We start from the raw sequence: 16,139 nt of genomic DNA on the forward strand, positions 1-16,139 counted from the left end.
GCGGGACGATAAAAATGCGCCGTTGCTTCATCTGCGCAGCGGACATGCTTGTGCCCACCGAGCGCAGCCTGACCTATTCCAATGGCCGGACCCGCGCCTTTCCGTGGGCCTGCGGCTCATGCGGGGTCCTGATCGCCGACGATGCGGACCCGGCCGCATGCCGCGCACAGCTCGATGCGCGCCTCGCGGCACCCGTCTTCGAGTCCGATGCGGAGGCTCCCTATGGTCTCGACCTTTACACCCTGAGGATCGCCGCGACGCGCCTCGCCCTCGGGATACGCCCCCTCGGTGAGACGGGCGCAGCGGCACTCCGGCATCCCCATGATCCGCGAGCCGCGCAAGCGGGCCTCTTCGTCCTGGACGAGGCCGACAGGCGTCCCGTTTCGCTGGGCCTGATCTGCCGCGCGGCGGAACGGGATGCCGTGCTGGCCTCGCTGCCGGAATGGGCGGGCTGGACAGACGATGTCGCGATCCTCCTCGACGGGCCGACGAGCGAACCGCGAGCCGTTCCGCTGAATGGCGTCCCGGCTGGGTCCGTGCGCGTGGCGTCCCGGCCCCTCGACGGGGATTTCGCCGCTCAGCGAAACGCGTTGCAGGATCTCGCCCGGCATGAGTGGATGCTCCAGCTCGATGCCGACGAGACCCTTCCGCTTGCCGCCGGGCGGTTGCTTCCGGCCCTCGCCGCGTTGGCCGAGACCGGTGATGTGGTGTCGGTCGGACTCGCGCGTGCGAACCGGGTCGATGGCGTGCTCTCCGATATGTTCCCGGATGTGCAGTACCGGCTGAACCGCAGGACAGTGCGCTATGCCGGGCTGGTCCATGAGCGGCCCATCCTGGATGGCGGATGGCCCCGCAGCTTCATCGCCCTGCATGGGGCCATCACCCACACCCTCAGTTCCGCCCACGTCCGGGCGCGCTCGCGCCGCTACGAAGCGCTCGATCCCGGTCGTGGTCGGCTCGAAGAAGAGGCGGCTTTGCTCCGCCCTTTCGCCGGGTGAGAGGCCGAGGCTTCGATCGCCTGGCGGTAGAGCGACAAGGTCTCCCGCCCGAGGCTCGCCCGGTCGAAGCGGCCCGCCGCCGCGAGCGCACGGCTTCGGTAGGCGAGGCGACGCGCGGGATCCTTGAGCAGCGGGCGCAACGCATCCGCCAGCGCCGCTCCGGTCGATACCTCGGCGAGGGGGCCTGCTCCCGGAAGGCCGACGAAGGCGCGCGCGCTCGCATCCTCTGCGCAGGCGATTACGGGCCGCCCGTAGGCCATGGCCTCCTGATAGACCAGCCCGAAGCTTTCGTAGCGGGAGGGCGCGACCACCGCGTGGGCCTCGGCATAGGCTTCTGCCAGAGCAGCCGCGTCGATGCGGCCCCGGGCGTGGAGGCGCCGTTTTGCGGCCTCGGACAGGTTGGCTGGGAGATCGCCCGGCGACACCCCGACGAGGTCGAGGCGGAAGGGGGGCACCTCGCCCCGCGCCTGTTCGGCACCGAGGAGGGCGATCGCGCCAATGAGTGCATCGAACCCTTTGCGGGCCTCGGCCCGGCCGACGAAGAGCAGGCGTAGAGGCTCGGCGTGGGCCGGATACGTGGCGTCACGGGCGGCCTCCAAGATCTCCGGTGGGAGACTGAGGCCGATCACCGCCGAGGGTTGGCGCCCCGTCAAACCGTAGGTCCGCGCGATCACGGCGCCATGTCCGGCAGTGTTGGCGATGAGGCCCGCGCTGCCCCGCACCTGCCGCCGTTCGAGCCAGTCGGCCGTCCACCCGTCGAGCCGGTTGCGGAGCGTCCCGGCCGGATCACGCGAGAGAGAGGCCGGGGTCGAACTGCGCGTGACGAGGGGCAGGCCCGGACGTCCCGCGAGCAGGGCGGCCGGGGCGTACCAGTTCGTCGCCTCGACGACCGCGAAGGGCGCCTCGGCATGGGCATCCAGAACGGCGCGCCGAAAGGCCAGCGGCGCGGCGAGGTGCCCTGCCGAGCCCCAGAGACGCAGGCGCGCCAACGCGCCGTCCGGCGGCAAGGCCAGGCCGACGAGGCTCACCCCGCCGCTCCGTGCGCGCCCCGTCCGGTCCAGCGTGAAGACCGTGACGTCAGCCCCCGCCTCCGCGAGGCTTTCGGCGATCTCGCGGGCGGCGGTCGAGAGGCCGCTCGGCGCGGGCGGGTAGTCCCAGGTCAGCAGGGCGGTGCGCATCAGGCGGCGAGCAGGCGTTGGTAAAGGGCGAGGTAATCGCGGGCCATCCGCTCCGAGGTGAACCGCTCCTCGAACCGGCGCCGGATCCTGGCGCGGTCGAGCTGCCCGATCCGGCCGAGCGCATCGACCGCCTCGGTTTCGTTCGACACAATGAAACCGGTGACGCCATCCTCGACGATCTCGGGGACCGAGCCCCTCTTCCAGGCGATGACCGGCGTGCCGCAGGCCATGGCCTCGATCATCACGAGGCCGAACGGTTCGGGCCAGTCGATGGGGAACAGCAGCGCCCGCGCGCTCCCCAGCAACGCGGCTTTCGCGGCATCGTCCACCGGCCCCTCATAGACCGCCTCCGGCTCGAGCAGCGGGCGCACCGCGCGGTCGAAGTAATCCGGGTTGCCGACATCGATCGTCCCACCGAGGCGGATCGGAAGGCCGGCGGCCCGTGCTACGCGGATGGCCACGTCCGGACGCTTCTGGTCGGTCATGCGGCCGATGAAGGCGACGTGGGGCCCGGGCTCGATGGTGACGGCGTAGCGGTCCCGGTCGATGCCGTGATGCACCACGCCCATCCGGTTCGAAGCCGGGATCCCGGCCTCCTGCGCCGCCGAGATGGCGGCCACAGGCAGGTCCGAGAAGCCCGCGAAGAACAAGGCCCGGTCGAGTTCGTCCACCCGCCAATGCACCGTCGTTAGGCTGTGACGGCGGCGCTCGCCGAGCAGCGCCGCATGCGCGAATTCGCCGTGGCAATGGATGATGTCGAATTCCCCCAGCCGCATGCGCAGGGCTTCCAGCTGAAGCGCATCGAGCGCCGCGGGCACGCCCGGCGCCACGCGCCCGTGCGCCCGCTCCAACGCGCTCAGGCTCGGATAATTTCCCACGCGTGGCAGTTCTGTCGCACTGTCCGACGGGGCAAACAAAGTTACTTGCACACCCAAGTTACACAGCGCCGTGCTTAGATCGTGCACAACCCGCTCTGTGCCGCCGTGATGGTTGGGAGGGACAGGAAATATGTTCGGCGCGATTTGGGCAATGCGCATCACGGCGACCTCTTTACATAGGTTAAGTCATCGGTTGCGTCCGGAAATTTACGCGGCCGCCTGATGTTTGTGTTGCATATCGCCCTGCAGGGCTGCCTGCGCGGCGACGGAGTCGTCTACGGGCTTACGGCCGATACCGGGGGGCATATCCGGTATCTGCTCGATCTCGTCTCCGCTTCGGCGCAGGATCGCGACGTCACGCGGATCGTGGTGGCGACCCGGCTATTCTCCGGCCCGCTCGGCAGCGCTTACGCCGTGCCCGAAGAAGCGATCTCCGACAAGGTGACGCTCGTGCGGCTCGCGAGCGCGTCTCCTGGCTACCGCACCAAGGAAGAGATGCACGAGGAGGTCGCGGGTTTCGCTGACGGCCTCATTGCGTGGATCGCCGCACAGGAGCGGGCGCCTGACCTGATCCACGCCCATTACGCGGATGCCGCCACGGTGGCGGCCCTGGTGGAGGACAGGCTCGGCATTCCGTTCGTGTTCACCGCCCATTCCCTCGGACGCGTGAAGGCCGCGATGCTGGGCGAACCTACCCCCGGTCCCGATCTCGGCCGGCGGATCGCCACCGAAGAGGCGGCCTTCGCCCGTGCCCAGCTGGTGATCGCCTCGTCGCGCGACGAGGCCGAGGTACAATATGCCGGATACGGCGCCTACGATCCGGGCCGCGTACGCATCCTGCCGCCGGGCAGCGACCTCGCCCGCTTCGCCGCCGCCATGCCCCATCCGCGCATCGATGCGGCGATCGACCGTTTCCTGCACGATCCCGGCAAGCCCGCGCTCCTGGCGCTGGCGAGGCCCGTCGCGCGCAAGAACCTCGCCGCGCTGGTGCGAGCCTACGGGGAGAGCCCGGCCCTTCAGGAGGCGGCGAACCTCGTCATCATCGCGGGCACCCGCCAGGATATCGACACCCTCGACGGCGACATGGCGGCGACCATGCGCGACCTGCTGGTCCAGATCGATCGCTACGACCTCTACGGCCGTGTCGCCTATCCGAAGACGCATAGTCCCGATGATGTACCCGCCATCTATGCCTATGCGCGGGCCAGGGGCGGCTTGTTCGTCAACCCCGCGCTCAACGAGCCCTTCGGCCTGACGCTGCTGGAAGCTTCCGCCGCCGGATTGCCGCTGGTCGCCACCGACAGCGGTGGGCCCAACGACATCGTGGAGACCTGCGGCAACGGTCTTCTGGTCGATCCGCGCGATCCGGATGCCATCGCCACGGCCTGCCTGCGCATCCTCGGCGATCCGGCCCTGTACGCGCGCTGCGTCGCGGGCGGGGCGCGGGCGGCGGCCGCCTATGATTGGGACCGGCACGCCGCGCGCTACCACGTGCTTCTCCGCGCCCTGCTGGCACAGCAGCCGCCGACGCCCGCGCCACGCCAACTCCTCGTCTGCGATATCGACAACACGCTGATCGGCTGCGCGGCGGCCTTGGGGATCTTCCGCCGCTGGCGCAGCCGACAGGCGGGACTCGCCTTCGGCGTCGCCACGGGCCGCTCCTTCCACAGCGCCATGGCGGTGCTGGAACAGCAGGACAGCCCGAGGCCGCAGGTGATGATCACCTCCGTGGGCTCGGAGATCTTCCACCTGGATGCCAACGGCGTGACCTACACGGCCGATGCCGCGTGGCGCCGCGTCATCGCGGCCGACTGGGACCGGCAAGCGGTTCAGGATGCCCTCGACGGGCTCACGGGGCTCGTTCGGCAGGGGCCGCTGGAACAGCGGACGTTGAAGCTGAGCTTCTTCGGCGATGCGGCGGTGGCGCGACGTGTTCGCGCTCGGCTCGAGGAGGCGAGGATCCCCGCCCGGGTGATCCACAGCCACGGCCGTTACCTCGATGTCCTGCCCGCCGGAGCCTCGAAGGGCACGGCGGTCGACCACGTCCGCGCCCTCTATGCATTGCCCGAGCGCGCGGTGTTCGTTGCGGGTGATTCCGGCAACGACATCGAGATGCTGCGCGCCCGCGTCCAGGCGATCATCGTCGCGAACTATTCCGACGACCTCGCCAGCAACGCGACCCTGAAACACTCCTACGTCGCCCGCAGGACTCATGCGCGGGGCGTGATCGAGGGCGTTTCCTACTTCCGCCGGATGCTCGCCCATGTCGGCTGAGGGCAGAGGCCCCAGCGTCCTCACCCTGGTCCGGGGCCGCGCCGACCGTCTGCGCAACCTGATGCGTGGTCTCGCGGCCCAAACGGTACGCCCACGCGAACTTGTCATCGCCTGGATGCAGCCCGAGCCCGCCCCGGACCTGCCCGATGCCGGTTGTCCCGTCCGCCACATCCTCGTGCCGGGTGAGGCGATGCCGTTGGCGGCGGCGCGAAACCGGGCTGCGAGTGCGGCGAGCGCCGACTTGCTCGTGTTCCTCGATGTCGACTGCATCCCCTCGCCGACGCTCATCGCGGCCTATGCGCAGGCCGCCGCGGCGGCGCGTGGGCTGTTCCTGGGCGAGGTCCGCTACTTGCCTCAAGGCCCAGTCGACCTCGCCGCTCTCGATCGGCTGTCCGAAGCCCATCCGGCCCGACCGACCCCACCGGACAGCGGTTTGCGGCGCGAGCCCGATGCCGGGCAACTCTGGGGCCTCTCCTTCGCTCTCTCCGCAGCCGACTGGCGAGCGGTCGGCGGCATGGACGAGACCTATACCGGCTATGGCGGTGAGGAGACCGACTTCGCCGCGCGGCTCGCGGCGACAGGGTTGCCGACCTACTGGGTCGCCGGGGCCCGCGCCTATCACCAGCACCACCCGGTTCACGTGCCCCCGCTCCAGCACTTCGCGCCGATCCTGGCGAACGCGGCGCGATTCCGCGCGCGGCACGGGCGCTGGTGCATGACCTACTGGCTCGGCCAGTTCCGCTCAGCGGGCCTTATCGACTGGGACGAGCGCGCCCCCGAGATCCGCCTGATCCGGTCCCCGAGCGAGGCCGAGATCGCTGCCGCGTTCCGGCCGGATGCCCTCTTCTCCTGACCTGAGACCGATGCCGTCCACCATCAAGAAGCCCATCGCGTTCTTCGTCCATCACCAGGGCCGAGGACATGCCAACCGCACCATGGCGGTGGCGAGCGAATTCGCGCGCGACCGGCCGGTCTCGGTGCTCACCGCCGATCCCAGCCTGTTCGACGGTTTCAGCCGCGACGTGGAGATCGTGACCCTGCCGAACATGATCGGCGCCGCCGTCCCGACGCCGCGCCTCTACGCCGAGCCCACGCCGCAGGTGATGCACTGCGTTCCGCTGGGGCTCGACGCGATGCGCCGCACCATGCGGTGCATCCTCGATCATCTCGATGAGCGCGAAGTCGGCCTCTTCGTGGTCGATGTCTCGGCGGAGATCGCGCTGCTGGCGCGCATCGCCAGCGTGCCCGCCGTGCAGATCCGCATGCACGGCGATCGCTCCGATATCGGCCATGTCGGCTCGTACGAAGCCTGCGTCGGCATGCTCGCTCCCTTCGACGAGCGGCTGGAACAGGACGATTACCCAGCACGGCTTCGTGCCAAGACGTTCTACAGCGGCGGTCTGTGCACCAGCGTCGATGGCGTGCCGGAGCGTGCCGAGGCACGGGCGCGGCTCGGCCTCGATCCCGAGCGCGAGATCATCGTCGCGGTGACCGGCGGCGGCGGCAGCGGCACACCCTACGCGCCGCTCACCGTCGCGGCCCGTGCCGCGCCCGACGCCCTCTGGCTCACCCTCGGGCCGACCCATCGCGAGGGGCACGAGACCGACTTCGCCAACCTGCGCGAACTCGGCTGGGTGCCGTCCGTGACCGACTACCTCGCCGCCGCCGACATCGTCATCGCCTCGGCGGGCGACAACACCGTGCATGAGGTGGCACGCGTCGGTGGTCGCCTCATCGTCATGCCGGAATGGCGCTACTTCGCCGAGCAGACGCGCAAGGCCGAGGCTCTGGTCCGCCTCGGTGCCGCCGTCCAGGCCCCCACCTGGCCGGGCGATCTCGGTGGCTGGCGTGATCTCCTCGCCCGGGCCCGCGCCCTCGACGGCGCCGCCCTGCGCGGCCTCTACGCCCCGGATGCGGCGAGCCGTGCCGCGGCTTGGCTCGAGGGTCTGACCGACGAACTCTGGTCCCACCCCGCCGCAGCCTGATCCCGCACCCACAAAACCCCACCGGAGTCCGAGCCGCCCATGCGCACCGTTTCCGTCGTCACCCTCGCGAAGGGCCGCCCGGCGCATCTTCGCAACGTGGTGCTAGGGCTGGAGCGCCAGACCCAGCCCCCCGCCGAGTTCATCGTCGCGGTGATGCAGGACGAACTCTACGACCTGCCGGAGACGCGCTTCCCCATCCGGCAGATTCTGGTGGCGGGTCGCGATCTGCCCCTGGCGGCGGCCCGCAACCGCGGCGTCGCAGCGGCGAGCGGCGACGACATCGTCTTCCTCGACGTCGATTGCATCCCCGGTGCCGATCTGGTGGCCGATTACGCGCGGGCGCTCGGCGAACTCGATGGCCTGCTCATGGGCGAGGTGCTGCACCTGCCCGAGCGCGCCACCCTGGGGGCCTGGGACGACACAAGCCTCGACGCGGTCGCCGAGCGGCACTCGGACCGTCGTGGCCCCCCGGCTTCCGGTATCGAGATCTGCCAGGATTACCGCTGCTTCTGGTCGCTGAACTTCGCGATCAGGCGTAGCACCTTCGAGGCGACGGGCGGCTTCGATGAGCGTTACGTAGGCTACGGCGGCGAGGACACTGATTTCGGCAAGCTCCTCGATCAGCGCGGCATTCCCATCGCCTGGATGAAGGGCGCCCGCGCCTATCACCAGTACCATCCGCACCACATGCCTCCGGTCCACCATCTCGACAGTGTGGTGCGCAACGCCGAATTGTTCGAGGCCAAATGGGGCTACCGCACCATGGGCCACTGGCTCTACGCGTTCCGCGTGATGGGCTTGATCGACGACACGCCCGACCAGCCGATCCGCATCCTGCGGCGCCCGGACGAGGCCGATCTGGCGCTCACCGGCCAGCAGGGCCACCAGCCCTATACCAACTCGGCCTCGGTCATCCGGGCCATCGAAGCGCGCGAGGCCGCCGGGCCCGTGCCGCTGACGGCATGAGGATCGCGCTCCTCGCCCACTGCCGACACCCCATCGCGGCGCCCTTCGCGGGCGGCCTCGAAGCCTATACCTGGAACCTCGCCGACGGGCTGACCCGCCGGGGGCACGAGATCGTGCTGTTCGCCTCGGGCGACAGCGACCCGCGTTTCACCCTGGATCCTGTGATCCCTGTCCATCAGGAGGGTCGCTTTCCGGGCCTGGAGCACCGGGGCGACACGGCGCTGAGGGCCCATCTCGATGACGGCTATGCCGCCGCCCTGGACCGGATCGGGGCAGGCCGCTTCGACATCCTGCACAACAACAGCCTCAGCCGCCTTCCGCTGGATGCAGCACGCCTCGCTGCCGTTCCGACGGTCACCTCGTTGCACGTGCCGCCCTACGATGCCCTGTGCTGGTTCGTGCAGGCGAGTGCGGTGCCGGGCCACCGCATCACGGCGACCTCGCGCTCCCTGTTGCACGCCTGGTGGCCGGACGGCGCTCCGGCGCAGGCCGAATTGCTTCATAACGGCATCGATCCCTCTGCTTGGCCCTTCCGCGAGCGCGGCGATGGAAGCGCCGTCTGGTCCGCGCGTATCGCGGCGGTGAAGGGCGCGCATCACGCCATCGCCGCGGCGCGCTCGACCGGTCTGCCGCTGACCCTGTTCGGCCCCATCGAGGAGCCGGATTACTGGGACGCGCATATCGCCCCGGGCTCGGCGGTTCGATCCGCTATGGCGGCCATCTCGACGGTCCGGCGCTGGCCGCCGAGATCGCCCGCGCCTCCGTCTTCCTGTTCACCCCACGCTGGGACGAACCCTTCGGACTCGCCGCCATCGAGGCGATGGCCTGCGGCCTGCCGGTCGCGGGGTTCGACCGGGGCGCGGCTGCCGAAATCGTCGGCGAGGCGGGTTGCCTCGTGCCCTGCGGGGACGAGACCGCGCTCGCCGCGGCCATCGGCGCAGCCCTCGCCATCCCGCGCCCTGTTCCCCGGGCGCGCGTGCTGCGCCTGTTCACCCACGACCTGTGGCTCGACCGCTGCGAAGCGCTTTACGCGCGATCCTCCAACCCCCGTGAGACATGACCCGACAGGACCTCATCGCCGCCCTGTGGCACGGACGCGACCCCTTCGCGGATCCGCCGACGGACCTGCGCGCCCTCGACCTTCAGGGCTGGCGCAGCGTGCATCCCTATCTCGACGAAGCGGTGGACGAGTTCCGCCCGGCCATCGTCGTGGAGATCGGCACGTGGAAGGGGGCGAGCACACTTCATCTCGCGCGCACGATGGCCGAGCGGGATATCCCCGGCACCGTGATCGCGGTCGATACGTGGCTCGGTGCCGTCGATCACTGGGCGGATGAATCCCTGTTCGCGGAGCTTGCCACCGAACACGGTTTCCCGAGCCTCTACCGCACCTTCCTCGCCAACGTGGTGCGCGAGGGCATGACCGGCCGCGTCCTGCCGTTGCCGCTCGATTCGGTGAACGCCGCCGAATTGCTGCGCCTTCGCGGCGTGAGCGCCGACGTCATCCATCTCGATGCGGGGCACGAGGAAGCCTCGGTCGCGGCGGATCTACGGGCGTGGTGGCCGGTCCTGCGGCCGGGCGGGCTCTTCATCGCCGACGATTACGACCGGCTCGGCGGTCGCTTTCCGGGGGTGACGCGGGCGGTCGATGGCTTCTGCGCTGAGATGGGGCTGCCCCCGCCGTGGTCGCTGAGGGGGAAGTGCAAGTTCCTGAAGCCCTCGGAATGATTTTGCTCTCACCGTGAGTTCACTCTCACTGTGATTTTGAGCAACTAATTGCTGTCTGACCGGGCGCTCCTCGGCTTCTCTGACGCTGTCATCAGAGGAGGAGCGTATGGCAGACCACGCGACCGGGCTTCCGAACCCGCCTCCGTTCGATCCGGAGGCGATCCCTGAGGCCGCCACCCTGTCGCGCGGCGGGCTCGCCCTGCGCCTTGAATGGCGCGACGGACTCGCCGCGACGCTACCCGCCGAGCGACTGAGACTGCGCTGCCGCTGCGCGTGGTGTACCCGCGATCGGGTCGAGAACCGCTTCCCGACCTCCTTCGGCGACATCGTCGTGACGAAGATCGAGCCGATGGGCGGCTACGCCGTCCATATCGGCTTCAGCGACGGCCATGCCCGCGGGATCTTCCCCTGGTCCTACCTGCGCGCCCTCGCGGCCGAGGCCCCGCCCGCCGCGCTCCAAGCCGCCTGAACTCTATTCCGCCCGCTCCGCCGACGCGCGAGCGCAGCCCCTCCATCGATGCGAGACCCCGTGCCATGAGCGCCTTCGAATCCGCGACGAAGACCGAGATCATCGAGACCGACATCCTGGTGATCGGCGGCGGCACGGGCGGTCCGATGGCCGCGATCAAGGCCAAGGAGGCCGATCCGACGCTGCGCGTCGTCCTGATGGAGAAGGCCAACGTCAAACGGTCCGGCGCGATCAGCATGGGGATGGACGGGCTGAACAACGCCGTCGTGCCGGGCTACGCCACCCCAGAGCAATACGTGAAGGAGATCACCGTCGCCAATGACGGCATCGTCAATCAGAAGGCGGTGATGGCCTATGCCCAGGGCTCCTTCCCGATGATCCAGTACCTCGACAAGCTCGGGGTGAAGTTCGAAAAGGACGGTTCGGGCGAATACAACATGCGCAAGGTCCACCACATGGGGACCTACGTGCTGCCGATGCCCGAAGGCCATAACGTCAAGAAGGTTCTCTACCGGCAACTGCGCCGCCTGCAGGTCGGCGTCACCAACCGCTACATGGCGACCCGCCTGCTCAAGGGCGCGGATGGGCGCATCGCCGGGGCGGTCGGCGTCAACACCCGCACCAGCGAGTTTCTCGTGGTGAAGGCCAAGGCGGTGATCCTCGCCTGTGGCGCTGCGGGGCGGTTGGGCCTGCCCGCCTCGGGATACCTGTTCGGCACCTACGAGAACGCGGCCAATTGCGGTGATGGCTATGCCATGGCCTACCACGCGGGGGCGCAGCTCGCGAACCTCGAATGCTACCAGATCAACCCGCTCATCAAGGACTATAACGGCCCATCCTGCGCCTATGTCACCGGCCCATTTGGCGGATACACCGCCAACAATCGCGGCGAGCGGTTCATCGAGTGCGATTACTGGTCAGGCCAAATGATGCTGGAGTTCTGGCGCGAGTTGCAGGGCGGCAACGGCCCGGTCTTCCTCAAGATGGACCACCTGCGCGAGGAGACCATCTCCGAGATCGAGACCATCCTGCACTCGAACGAGCGGCCCTCCCGCGGGCGCTTCCACGAGCGCCGGGGCACCAATTACCGCAAGCGGCCGGTGGAGATGCATATCTCGGAGATCGGCTTCTGCTCCGGCCACTCGGCCTCGGGCGTGTTCGTGGACGAGTTCGCCCGCACCACCGTGCCCGGCCTGTACGCGGTCGGCGACATGGCGAGCGTGCCGCACAACTACATGCTCGGCGCCTTCGTGAATGGCGGCATCGCCGGGGCCGATGCGGCGGCCTATTGCGCCGCCACCAGCCTCGCTGGGTACGATGACGCCGACCTCGCCACCGAGCAGGCCCGTGTCCTTGCCCCGACCCGCCGGTCGGACGGGCTCACCCCCCATGAGATGGAATTCAAGACCCGGCGCCTCGTCAACGACTATCTCGAGCCCCCGAAGGTCACGGCCAAGATGGGCTCGGCCAGCGGCGCTTCGCAGAGATCCGCGAGGATCTCTCCCTCCTCTGCGCTCGCGATCCGCATGAGCTGCACCGCGCCCTGGAGATGCAGACGATTCTCGACTGCGCCGACATGGCGGCGGCGGCCTCGCTCTACCGCACCGAGAGCCGGTGGGGCTTCTACCACCTACGCGTCGATCACCCGGAGACGAACGACGCGGAATGGGCCTGCCACACCGTCCTGTTCAAGGACGAGCAGGGCCGGATGGCCCACGCCAAGCGCGAGGTCGATCCGTACATCGTGCCCGTCGCCGCCGAGGAGATGAGCGCCTACCACCAGCTCCGCATCAAGACGCCGGCCGCTGCCGAGTAATTCTTTACTAGTTCGGAGATCGATCCATGCCGATCATCACACATGCCAGCAGCGCAGCAGTCGTCATCGATGAGGAAAAATGCATCGCGGAGAAAGGATGTCGCGTTTGTGTCGATGTTTGCCCCCTCGATATCCTCGCGATCGATGAGAAGCGGCAGAAGGCGTACATGAAGTACGACGAATGCTGGTACTGCATGCCCTGCGAGGTCGACTGCCCGACGAACGCGGTCAAGGTCAACATCCCGTATCTGCTGCGCTGAGGCCGACCATGAGCCCCGTATTCGACACCTTCGACGACGATCTGGACGATCTGGCCGAGCGTTGCGCCAGCCCCGATGCCGGCGTCCGCCGCGTCGCCATGATGGAACTGGCCGAGGCAGTCGGCCCCGAGGCAAAGGTTCTGCTCCTGAAAGGGCTGGCCGACGCGGATGCCACGGTCCGCGCCGCCGCCGCTAAGGCGCTCGATGAGCATGACGGCGCCGATGTGGTCGAGGGGTTGGTGCGCTCCCTGGAGGATGCCGACGAGGCCGTCCGCCGCACCGCCGCCGACACGTTGGCCGAGAAGAAGGAGCCCGCCTGCGGCCCGCTTCTGATTGAACGGGCCGAGCATGCCGACCCCTTCGTGCAGGCTTCCGCTCTGCGGGCCCTGCGCGAACTGGTCCTACCGGACGCTTTGTCCGCCGCGCTGAAGGCGTTGCAGAGCCCGAATCCGGAGGTCCGCCGCGAGGGACTCGGCGTCATTGGTTATCTGAAGGCCGAGGAGGCGCTGCCCGCCCTGATCGCCACGGCAGGGGATGCCGATCCGAGCGTCCGTCGCGCGACCATGGCCGCACTGGTTTTCCTGCGGCCCGGCGGGCCTGGCATCTCGACGCTGATCGCAGGGCTCTCCGATGAGAATTGGCAGGTGCGCGAGGAGACGGCCGTCTCCTGCGCGAAGATCCGCCTGCCCGAGGCGACGGCTCCGCTCATTGCAACGATGCAGGATCCCGTCTGGCAGGTTCAAACCAAGGCCGCGAATGCGCTCGGCCGGATCAAGGCCAGCGCCGCCGTCGATGTCCTGGGCCGGGCGCTCGAATCCGATGTCAGCAACCTCCGCAAGGAGGCCGCCGCAGCGCTGGGCGAGATCGCCGATCCCCGGGGCCTCGCCGCCCTGGAGGCCTCGGCGAACGACCCTGACCCCGATGTCCGCAAGCTGATCAACTGGGCGATCGGACGGTGTCAGGGGAGGCCCTGACCCTCTCTCCTCCGTCATGACGGGTGCAAGCGAAGCAATTCAGGGCAGCGGAACGCCGAAAGGTGTCCTGGTACCCTGGATTGCTTCGCTTTGCGCTTAATGGCGGGAGAGTTCGATCGTCTCCCGTTAAACCGTTGCAGCGAAAGTCTTTCCAAAGATTCCCCGACGCGTCCCGATAGGCGGGATGCCCTTGAATTTAGAGCTGGTACAAGGTTTGCTGCGCTGCCGCATATGATGTGCAGGAGCCGGCTATGCAGACCATGGCGCCGATTCGCCCATCCCCGTCGAGGTTGCCCGCACAGGCCAACGCCCTGCTGCTCCCCGAGGCGGCACCGCAATCGAATGGCGGTCAGCGTCCCCTGCTCGAGGGGCTGACCGAACGCGAGATCGCCCTCGTCATGGAAAAGGGGCGGAGGAGGGTGCTCTATCGCGGGGCGACCCTGTTCACGCAGGAGACGCCGAACGACGGCATCTGGCTCGTGGAGAGCGGGCGCATCCGGGTCTTCTACGCGGCACCCTCCGGCCGGGAGATCACCCTGGCCTATTGGTATCCCGGGAATTTCGTGGGCGGGCCGGACGTCTTCGGCACGGGCTTGCACAAATGGTCTGGCATGGCCGCGAGCAATTCGAGCGTCCTGCACCTACCGGGTAAGGCGCTTCGGCAACTCGTAACGCAGATCCCCACGCTGGCGATCGGCGTGATCGAGGGGCTGACCTTCAAGGGGCGCTGCTACTCGACGCTCGCCCAGATGCTCGGCACCCGCTCCATCACCGAGCGGCTGGCTCACCTGCTTCTGCACCTCAGCGACCTCTACGGCGTGCCGGAAGAGGACGGAACGGTCATTGCGGCGACCTTCACCCATGCGGACCTCGCCCACATGGTCGGCGCCACCCGGCAATGGGTGACGATCAGCCTGAAGCGCCTGTCCGAGCAGGGCGTCGTCGCCACCCGGCGAACGCAGATCGTCGTTCTACGCCCGGATATCCTCGCTCAGATGCGCGGTGGCGAGGAATGCGCCTAATCGGAAAGCTGATCGCCCAATTCGGGAGCACATCCAGGGCTGCCCGGCCAATTTACGCAACTAATCGACGCGCGCCGCCCGTCTTCAATTGAATGAGCGTGTGAGTGAGTCCGATCATGCCCTCGATGCCGGTGCGGCATCGGATCGAAACGATGGAGCGGGCGATGGCAAGACGGTTTCCCGGACTCGGGTCAGTATCCGCTCTCGCGCTGATCGCGCTGGCCAGTGCCGGATCGACCGCACCGGCCCGTGCCGAGACCATCACGGTCGGCATCGGCACGCAGGATACAACGACCAACACCGCCACCGTCGGCGTCGTGATCCGGCAACTGAAGCTCTTGGAAAAATATCTGCCGAAGACCGGCAAATACGCCGATAAGACCATCCAGCTTGATTGGCAGAACTTCACCTCGGGTCCGCCGGTCACGAACGGCATGATGGCGGGCAAGCTTCAGTTCGGCGCCATGGGCGATTATCCCCTCGTTGTGAATGGCGCGACATTCAAGAACAACCCCGAAAGCCAATCGCAACTCGTCGCGGTCGCCGCCTACAACCTTTTTGGATCCGGTAACGGCATCGTCGTCCATAAGGAATCTAAATACTTCTCCTTCGAAGACCTGAAGGGGAAGGTGGTCAGCGTACCCTTCGGCTCCGCCGCCCACGGAATGGTGCTGAAGGCGTTGCAGGATAAGGGCTATCCGGCGACCTATTTCCGCCTCGTCAGCCAGAGTCCGGAGGTCGGCTCTACCAACCTGCAAGAGAAGAAGATCGACGCCCACGCCGACTTCGTCCCCTTCGCCGAATTGCTGCCGTTCCGCGGCTTCGCCCGCAAGGTGTTCGACGGCGTCGAGACCAAGCTTCCGACCTGGCACGGCGTCGTCGTCCGCACCGATTTCGCCAAGCAATATCCGGAGATCGTGGAGGCCTACATCAAGGCGATCCTCGATGCCGATGCCTGGGTGAAGGAAAACCCGAAGCGCGCCGCCGAACAGATCTCGGCCTGGACCGGCACCGACAAGGAAGTGGTCTACATTTTCCTCGGCCCCGGCGGGATCATGACGATCGATCCGACGATCAAGCAACCGCTGATCGACGCCGCCCGCGAGGACGTAAAGGTTCTCCAGAAGCTCGACCGGATCAAGGAATTCGACGTCGGCCCGTGGGTCAACGACGAGTATCTGCGCAAGGTCTTCGCCGAGCGCGGGCTCGATTATGAGAGGCAGCGCGGCACCACCACGAATTACGAGGTGAGCGGCGAGGATAGCTTCTGCAAGAAGCCGATCGCCGATCCACGCAGGGCGGGCGAGATCTGGGTGAAGGGCGGGGACATCAAGCCCTATTCCAGCGCGGCCTGCACCTTGGGCGCCTTGAACGAAATGAAGGCCAAGGGGCAGGCCGCGGACGTCGCCTACGTCTTCGACACGGCGCGCGGCATCAAGCTCTTCGCCCGCGAGGCTTTCTACGTCGTCGATGGCAAGGGCGGCATCGCGCCGTTCCTGCTGAAGCAGGATGCGGAGGCGGCCGCCAAGGATGGCGGCAAGGTGATGCCCTACGACGAGGCCCTGAAGGCCGCCGTGACGGGAGGCTGATC

14 protein-coding genes and 2 pseudogenes are annotated in these 16,139 nt (G+C 68.1%); 14 read left to right on the forward strand and 2 right to left on the reverse strand.

The features are described 5' to 3' along the window. Positions 1-14 precede the first annotated feature (14 nt). Entirely contained in the window at positions 15-998 is a 984-nt protein-coding gene (locus tag ACFQE0_RS10965; protein WP_378969471.1) for a glycosyltransferase family protein, read from the forward strand. Here the strand turns inward: ACFQE0_RS10965 and ACFQE0_RS10970 are convergent. Then, positions 926-2,176, reverse strand: a complete 1,251-nt coding sequence (locus ACFQE0_RS10970) for a glycosyltransferase family 4 protein (RefSeq protein ID WP_378969473.1) — start codon at positions 2,174-2,176, stop codon at positions 926-928. The genes ACFQE0_RS10965 and ACFQE0_RS10970 overlap by 73 nt on opposite strands. Then, a complete protein-coding gene (locus tag ACFQE0_RS10975) occupies positions 2,176-3,216 on the reverse strand; it encodes a glycosyltransferase family 4 protein (RefSeq protein WP_378969475.1) in 1,041 nt (346 codons plus the stop codon). The genes ACFQE0_RS10970 and ACFQE0_RS10975 overlap by 1 nt, the downstream gene beginning before the upstream one ends. 60 nt (positions 3,217-3,276) lie before the next feature. Here ACFQE0_RS10975 and ACFQE0_RS10980 point away from each other — a divergent pair, with 60 nt between their 5' ends. The 13 genes and pseudogenes from ACFQE0_RS10980 to ACFQE0_RS11040 all read left to right on the forward strand — a co-directional run bounded on the left by ACFQE0_RS10980 (position 3,277) and on the right by ACFQE0_RS11040 (position 16,137). Further along, complete coding sequence (locus ACFQE0_RS10980; RefSeq protein WP_378969477.1) at positions 3,277-5,328, forward strand: HAD-IIB family hydrolase; 2,052 nt, start codon at positions 3,277-3,279, stop codon at positions 5,326-5,328. Continuing rightward, positions 5,318-6,181 (forward strand): glycosyltransferase family 2 protein, encoded by an 864-nt coding sequence (locus ACFQE0_RS10985; RefSeq protein WP_378969480.1) that lies wholly within the window; start codon positions 5,318-5,320, stop codon positions 6,179-6,181. Before ACFQE0_RS10980 ends, ACFQE0_RS10985 begins: the two co-directional genes overlap by 11 nt. A 22-nt stretch (positions 6,182-6,203) precedes the next feature. Next, positions 6,204-7,313, forward strand: a complete 1,110-nt coding sequence (locus ACFQE0_RS10990) for a glycosyltransferase (protein WP_378975420.1) — start codon at positions 6,204-6,206, stop codon at positions 7,311-7,313. Between the two features lie 39 nt (positions 7,314-7,352). Then, on the forward strand, positions 7,353-8,279 hold the full coding sequence (locus tag ACFQE0_RS10995) for a glycosyltransferase family 2 protein (RefSeq protein ID WP_378969482.1): 927 nt from the start codon (positions 7,353-7,355) through the stop codon (positions 8,277-8,279). Beyond that, a pseudogene (locus tag ACFQE0_RS11000) lies at positions 8,276-8,740 on the forward strand (glycosyltransferase); the annotation flags it as partial. The gene ACFQE0_RS10995 and the pseudogene ACFQE0_RS11000, both read left to right, overlap by 4 nt. Before the next feature lie 62 nt (positions 8,741-8,802). Continuing rightward, positions 8,803-9,339 carry a glycosyltransferase gene (locus ACFQE0_RS11005; RefSeq protein WP_378969484.1) on the forward strand — a complete coding sequence of 179 codons (537 nt, stop codon included), beginning with the start codon at positions 8,803-8,805 and terminating at the stop codon, positions 9,337-9,339. After that, positions 9,336-10,007 carry a class I SAM-dependent methyltransferase gene (locus ACFQE0_RS11010; protein ID WP_378969487.1) on the forward strand — a complete coding sequence of 224 codons (672 nt, stop codon included), beginning with the start codon at positions 9,336-9,338 and terminating at the stop codon, positions 10,005-10,007. Before ACFQE0_RS11005 ends, ACFQE0_RS11010 begins: the two co-directional genes overlap by 4 nt. Before the next feature lie 106 nt (positions 10,008-10,113). Beyond that, on the forward strand, positions 10,114-10,476 hold the full coding sequence (locus tag ACFQE0_RS11015) for a DUF971 domain-containing protein (RefSeq protein ID WP_378969489.1): 363 nt from the start codon (positions 10,114-10,116) through the stop codon (positions 10,474-10,476). A 65-nt stretch (positions 10,477-10,541) separates the two neighbouring features. Further along, positions 10,542-12,292 (forward strand): annotated as a pseudogene (locus ACFQE0_RS11020) (fumarate reductase/succinate dehydrogenase flavoprotein subunit). Positions 12,293-12,318: 26 nt separating this feature from the next. Further along, complete coding sequence (locus ACFQE0_RS11025; RefSeq protein ID WP_378969491.1) at positions 12,319-12,552, forward strand: 4Fe-4S dicluster domain-containing protein; 234 nt, start codon at positions 12,319-12,321, stop codon at positions 12,550-12,552. Positions 12,553-12,560: 8 nt separating this feature from the next. Then, positions 12,561-13,526 carry a HEAT repeat domain-containing protein gene (locus tag ACFQE0_RS11030; protein WP_378969494.1) on the forward strand — a complete coding sequence of 322 codons (966 nt, stop codon included), beginning with the start codon at positions 12,561-12,563 and terminating at the stop codon, positions 13,524-13,526. A 251-nt stretch (positions 13,527-13,777) separates the two neighbouring features. Next, positions 13,778-14,548 (forward strand): Crp/Fnr family transcriptional regulator, encoded by a 771-nt coding sequence (locus ACFQE0_RS11035; RefSeq protein WP_378969496.1) that lies wholly within the window; start codon positions 13,778-13,780, stop codon positions 14,546-14,548. Between the two features lie 164 nt (positions 14,549-14,712). Then, complete coding sequence (locus tag ACFQE0_RS11040) at positions 14,713-16,137, forward strand: ABC transporter substrate-binding protein (protein ID WP_378975422.1); 1,425 nt, start codon at positions 14,713-14,715, stop codon at positions 16,135-16,137. Positions 16,138-16,139: the final 2 nt, after the last annotated feature.

The sequence above is a fragment of the Methylobacterium komagatae genome (assembly GCF_042661665.1).
Taxonomy (GTDB): Bacteria; Pseudomonadota; Alphaproteobacteria; order Rhizobiales; family Beijerinckiaceae; genus Methylobacterium; species Methylobacterium komagatae.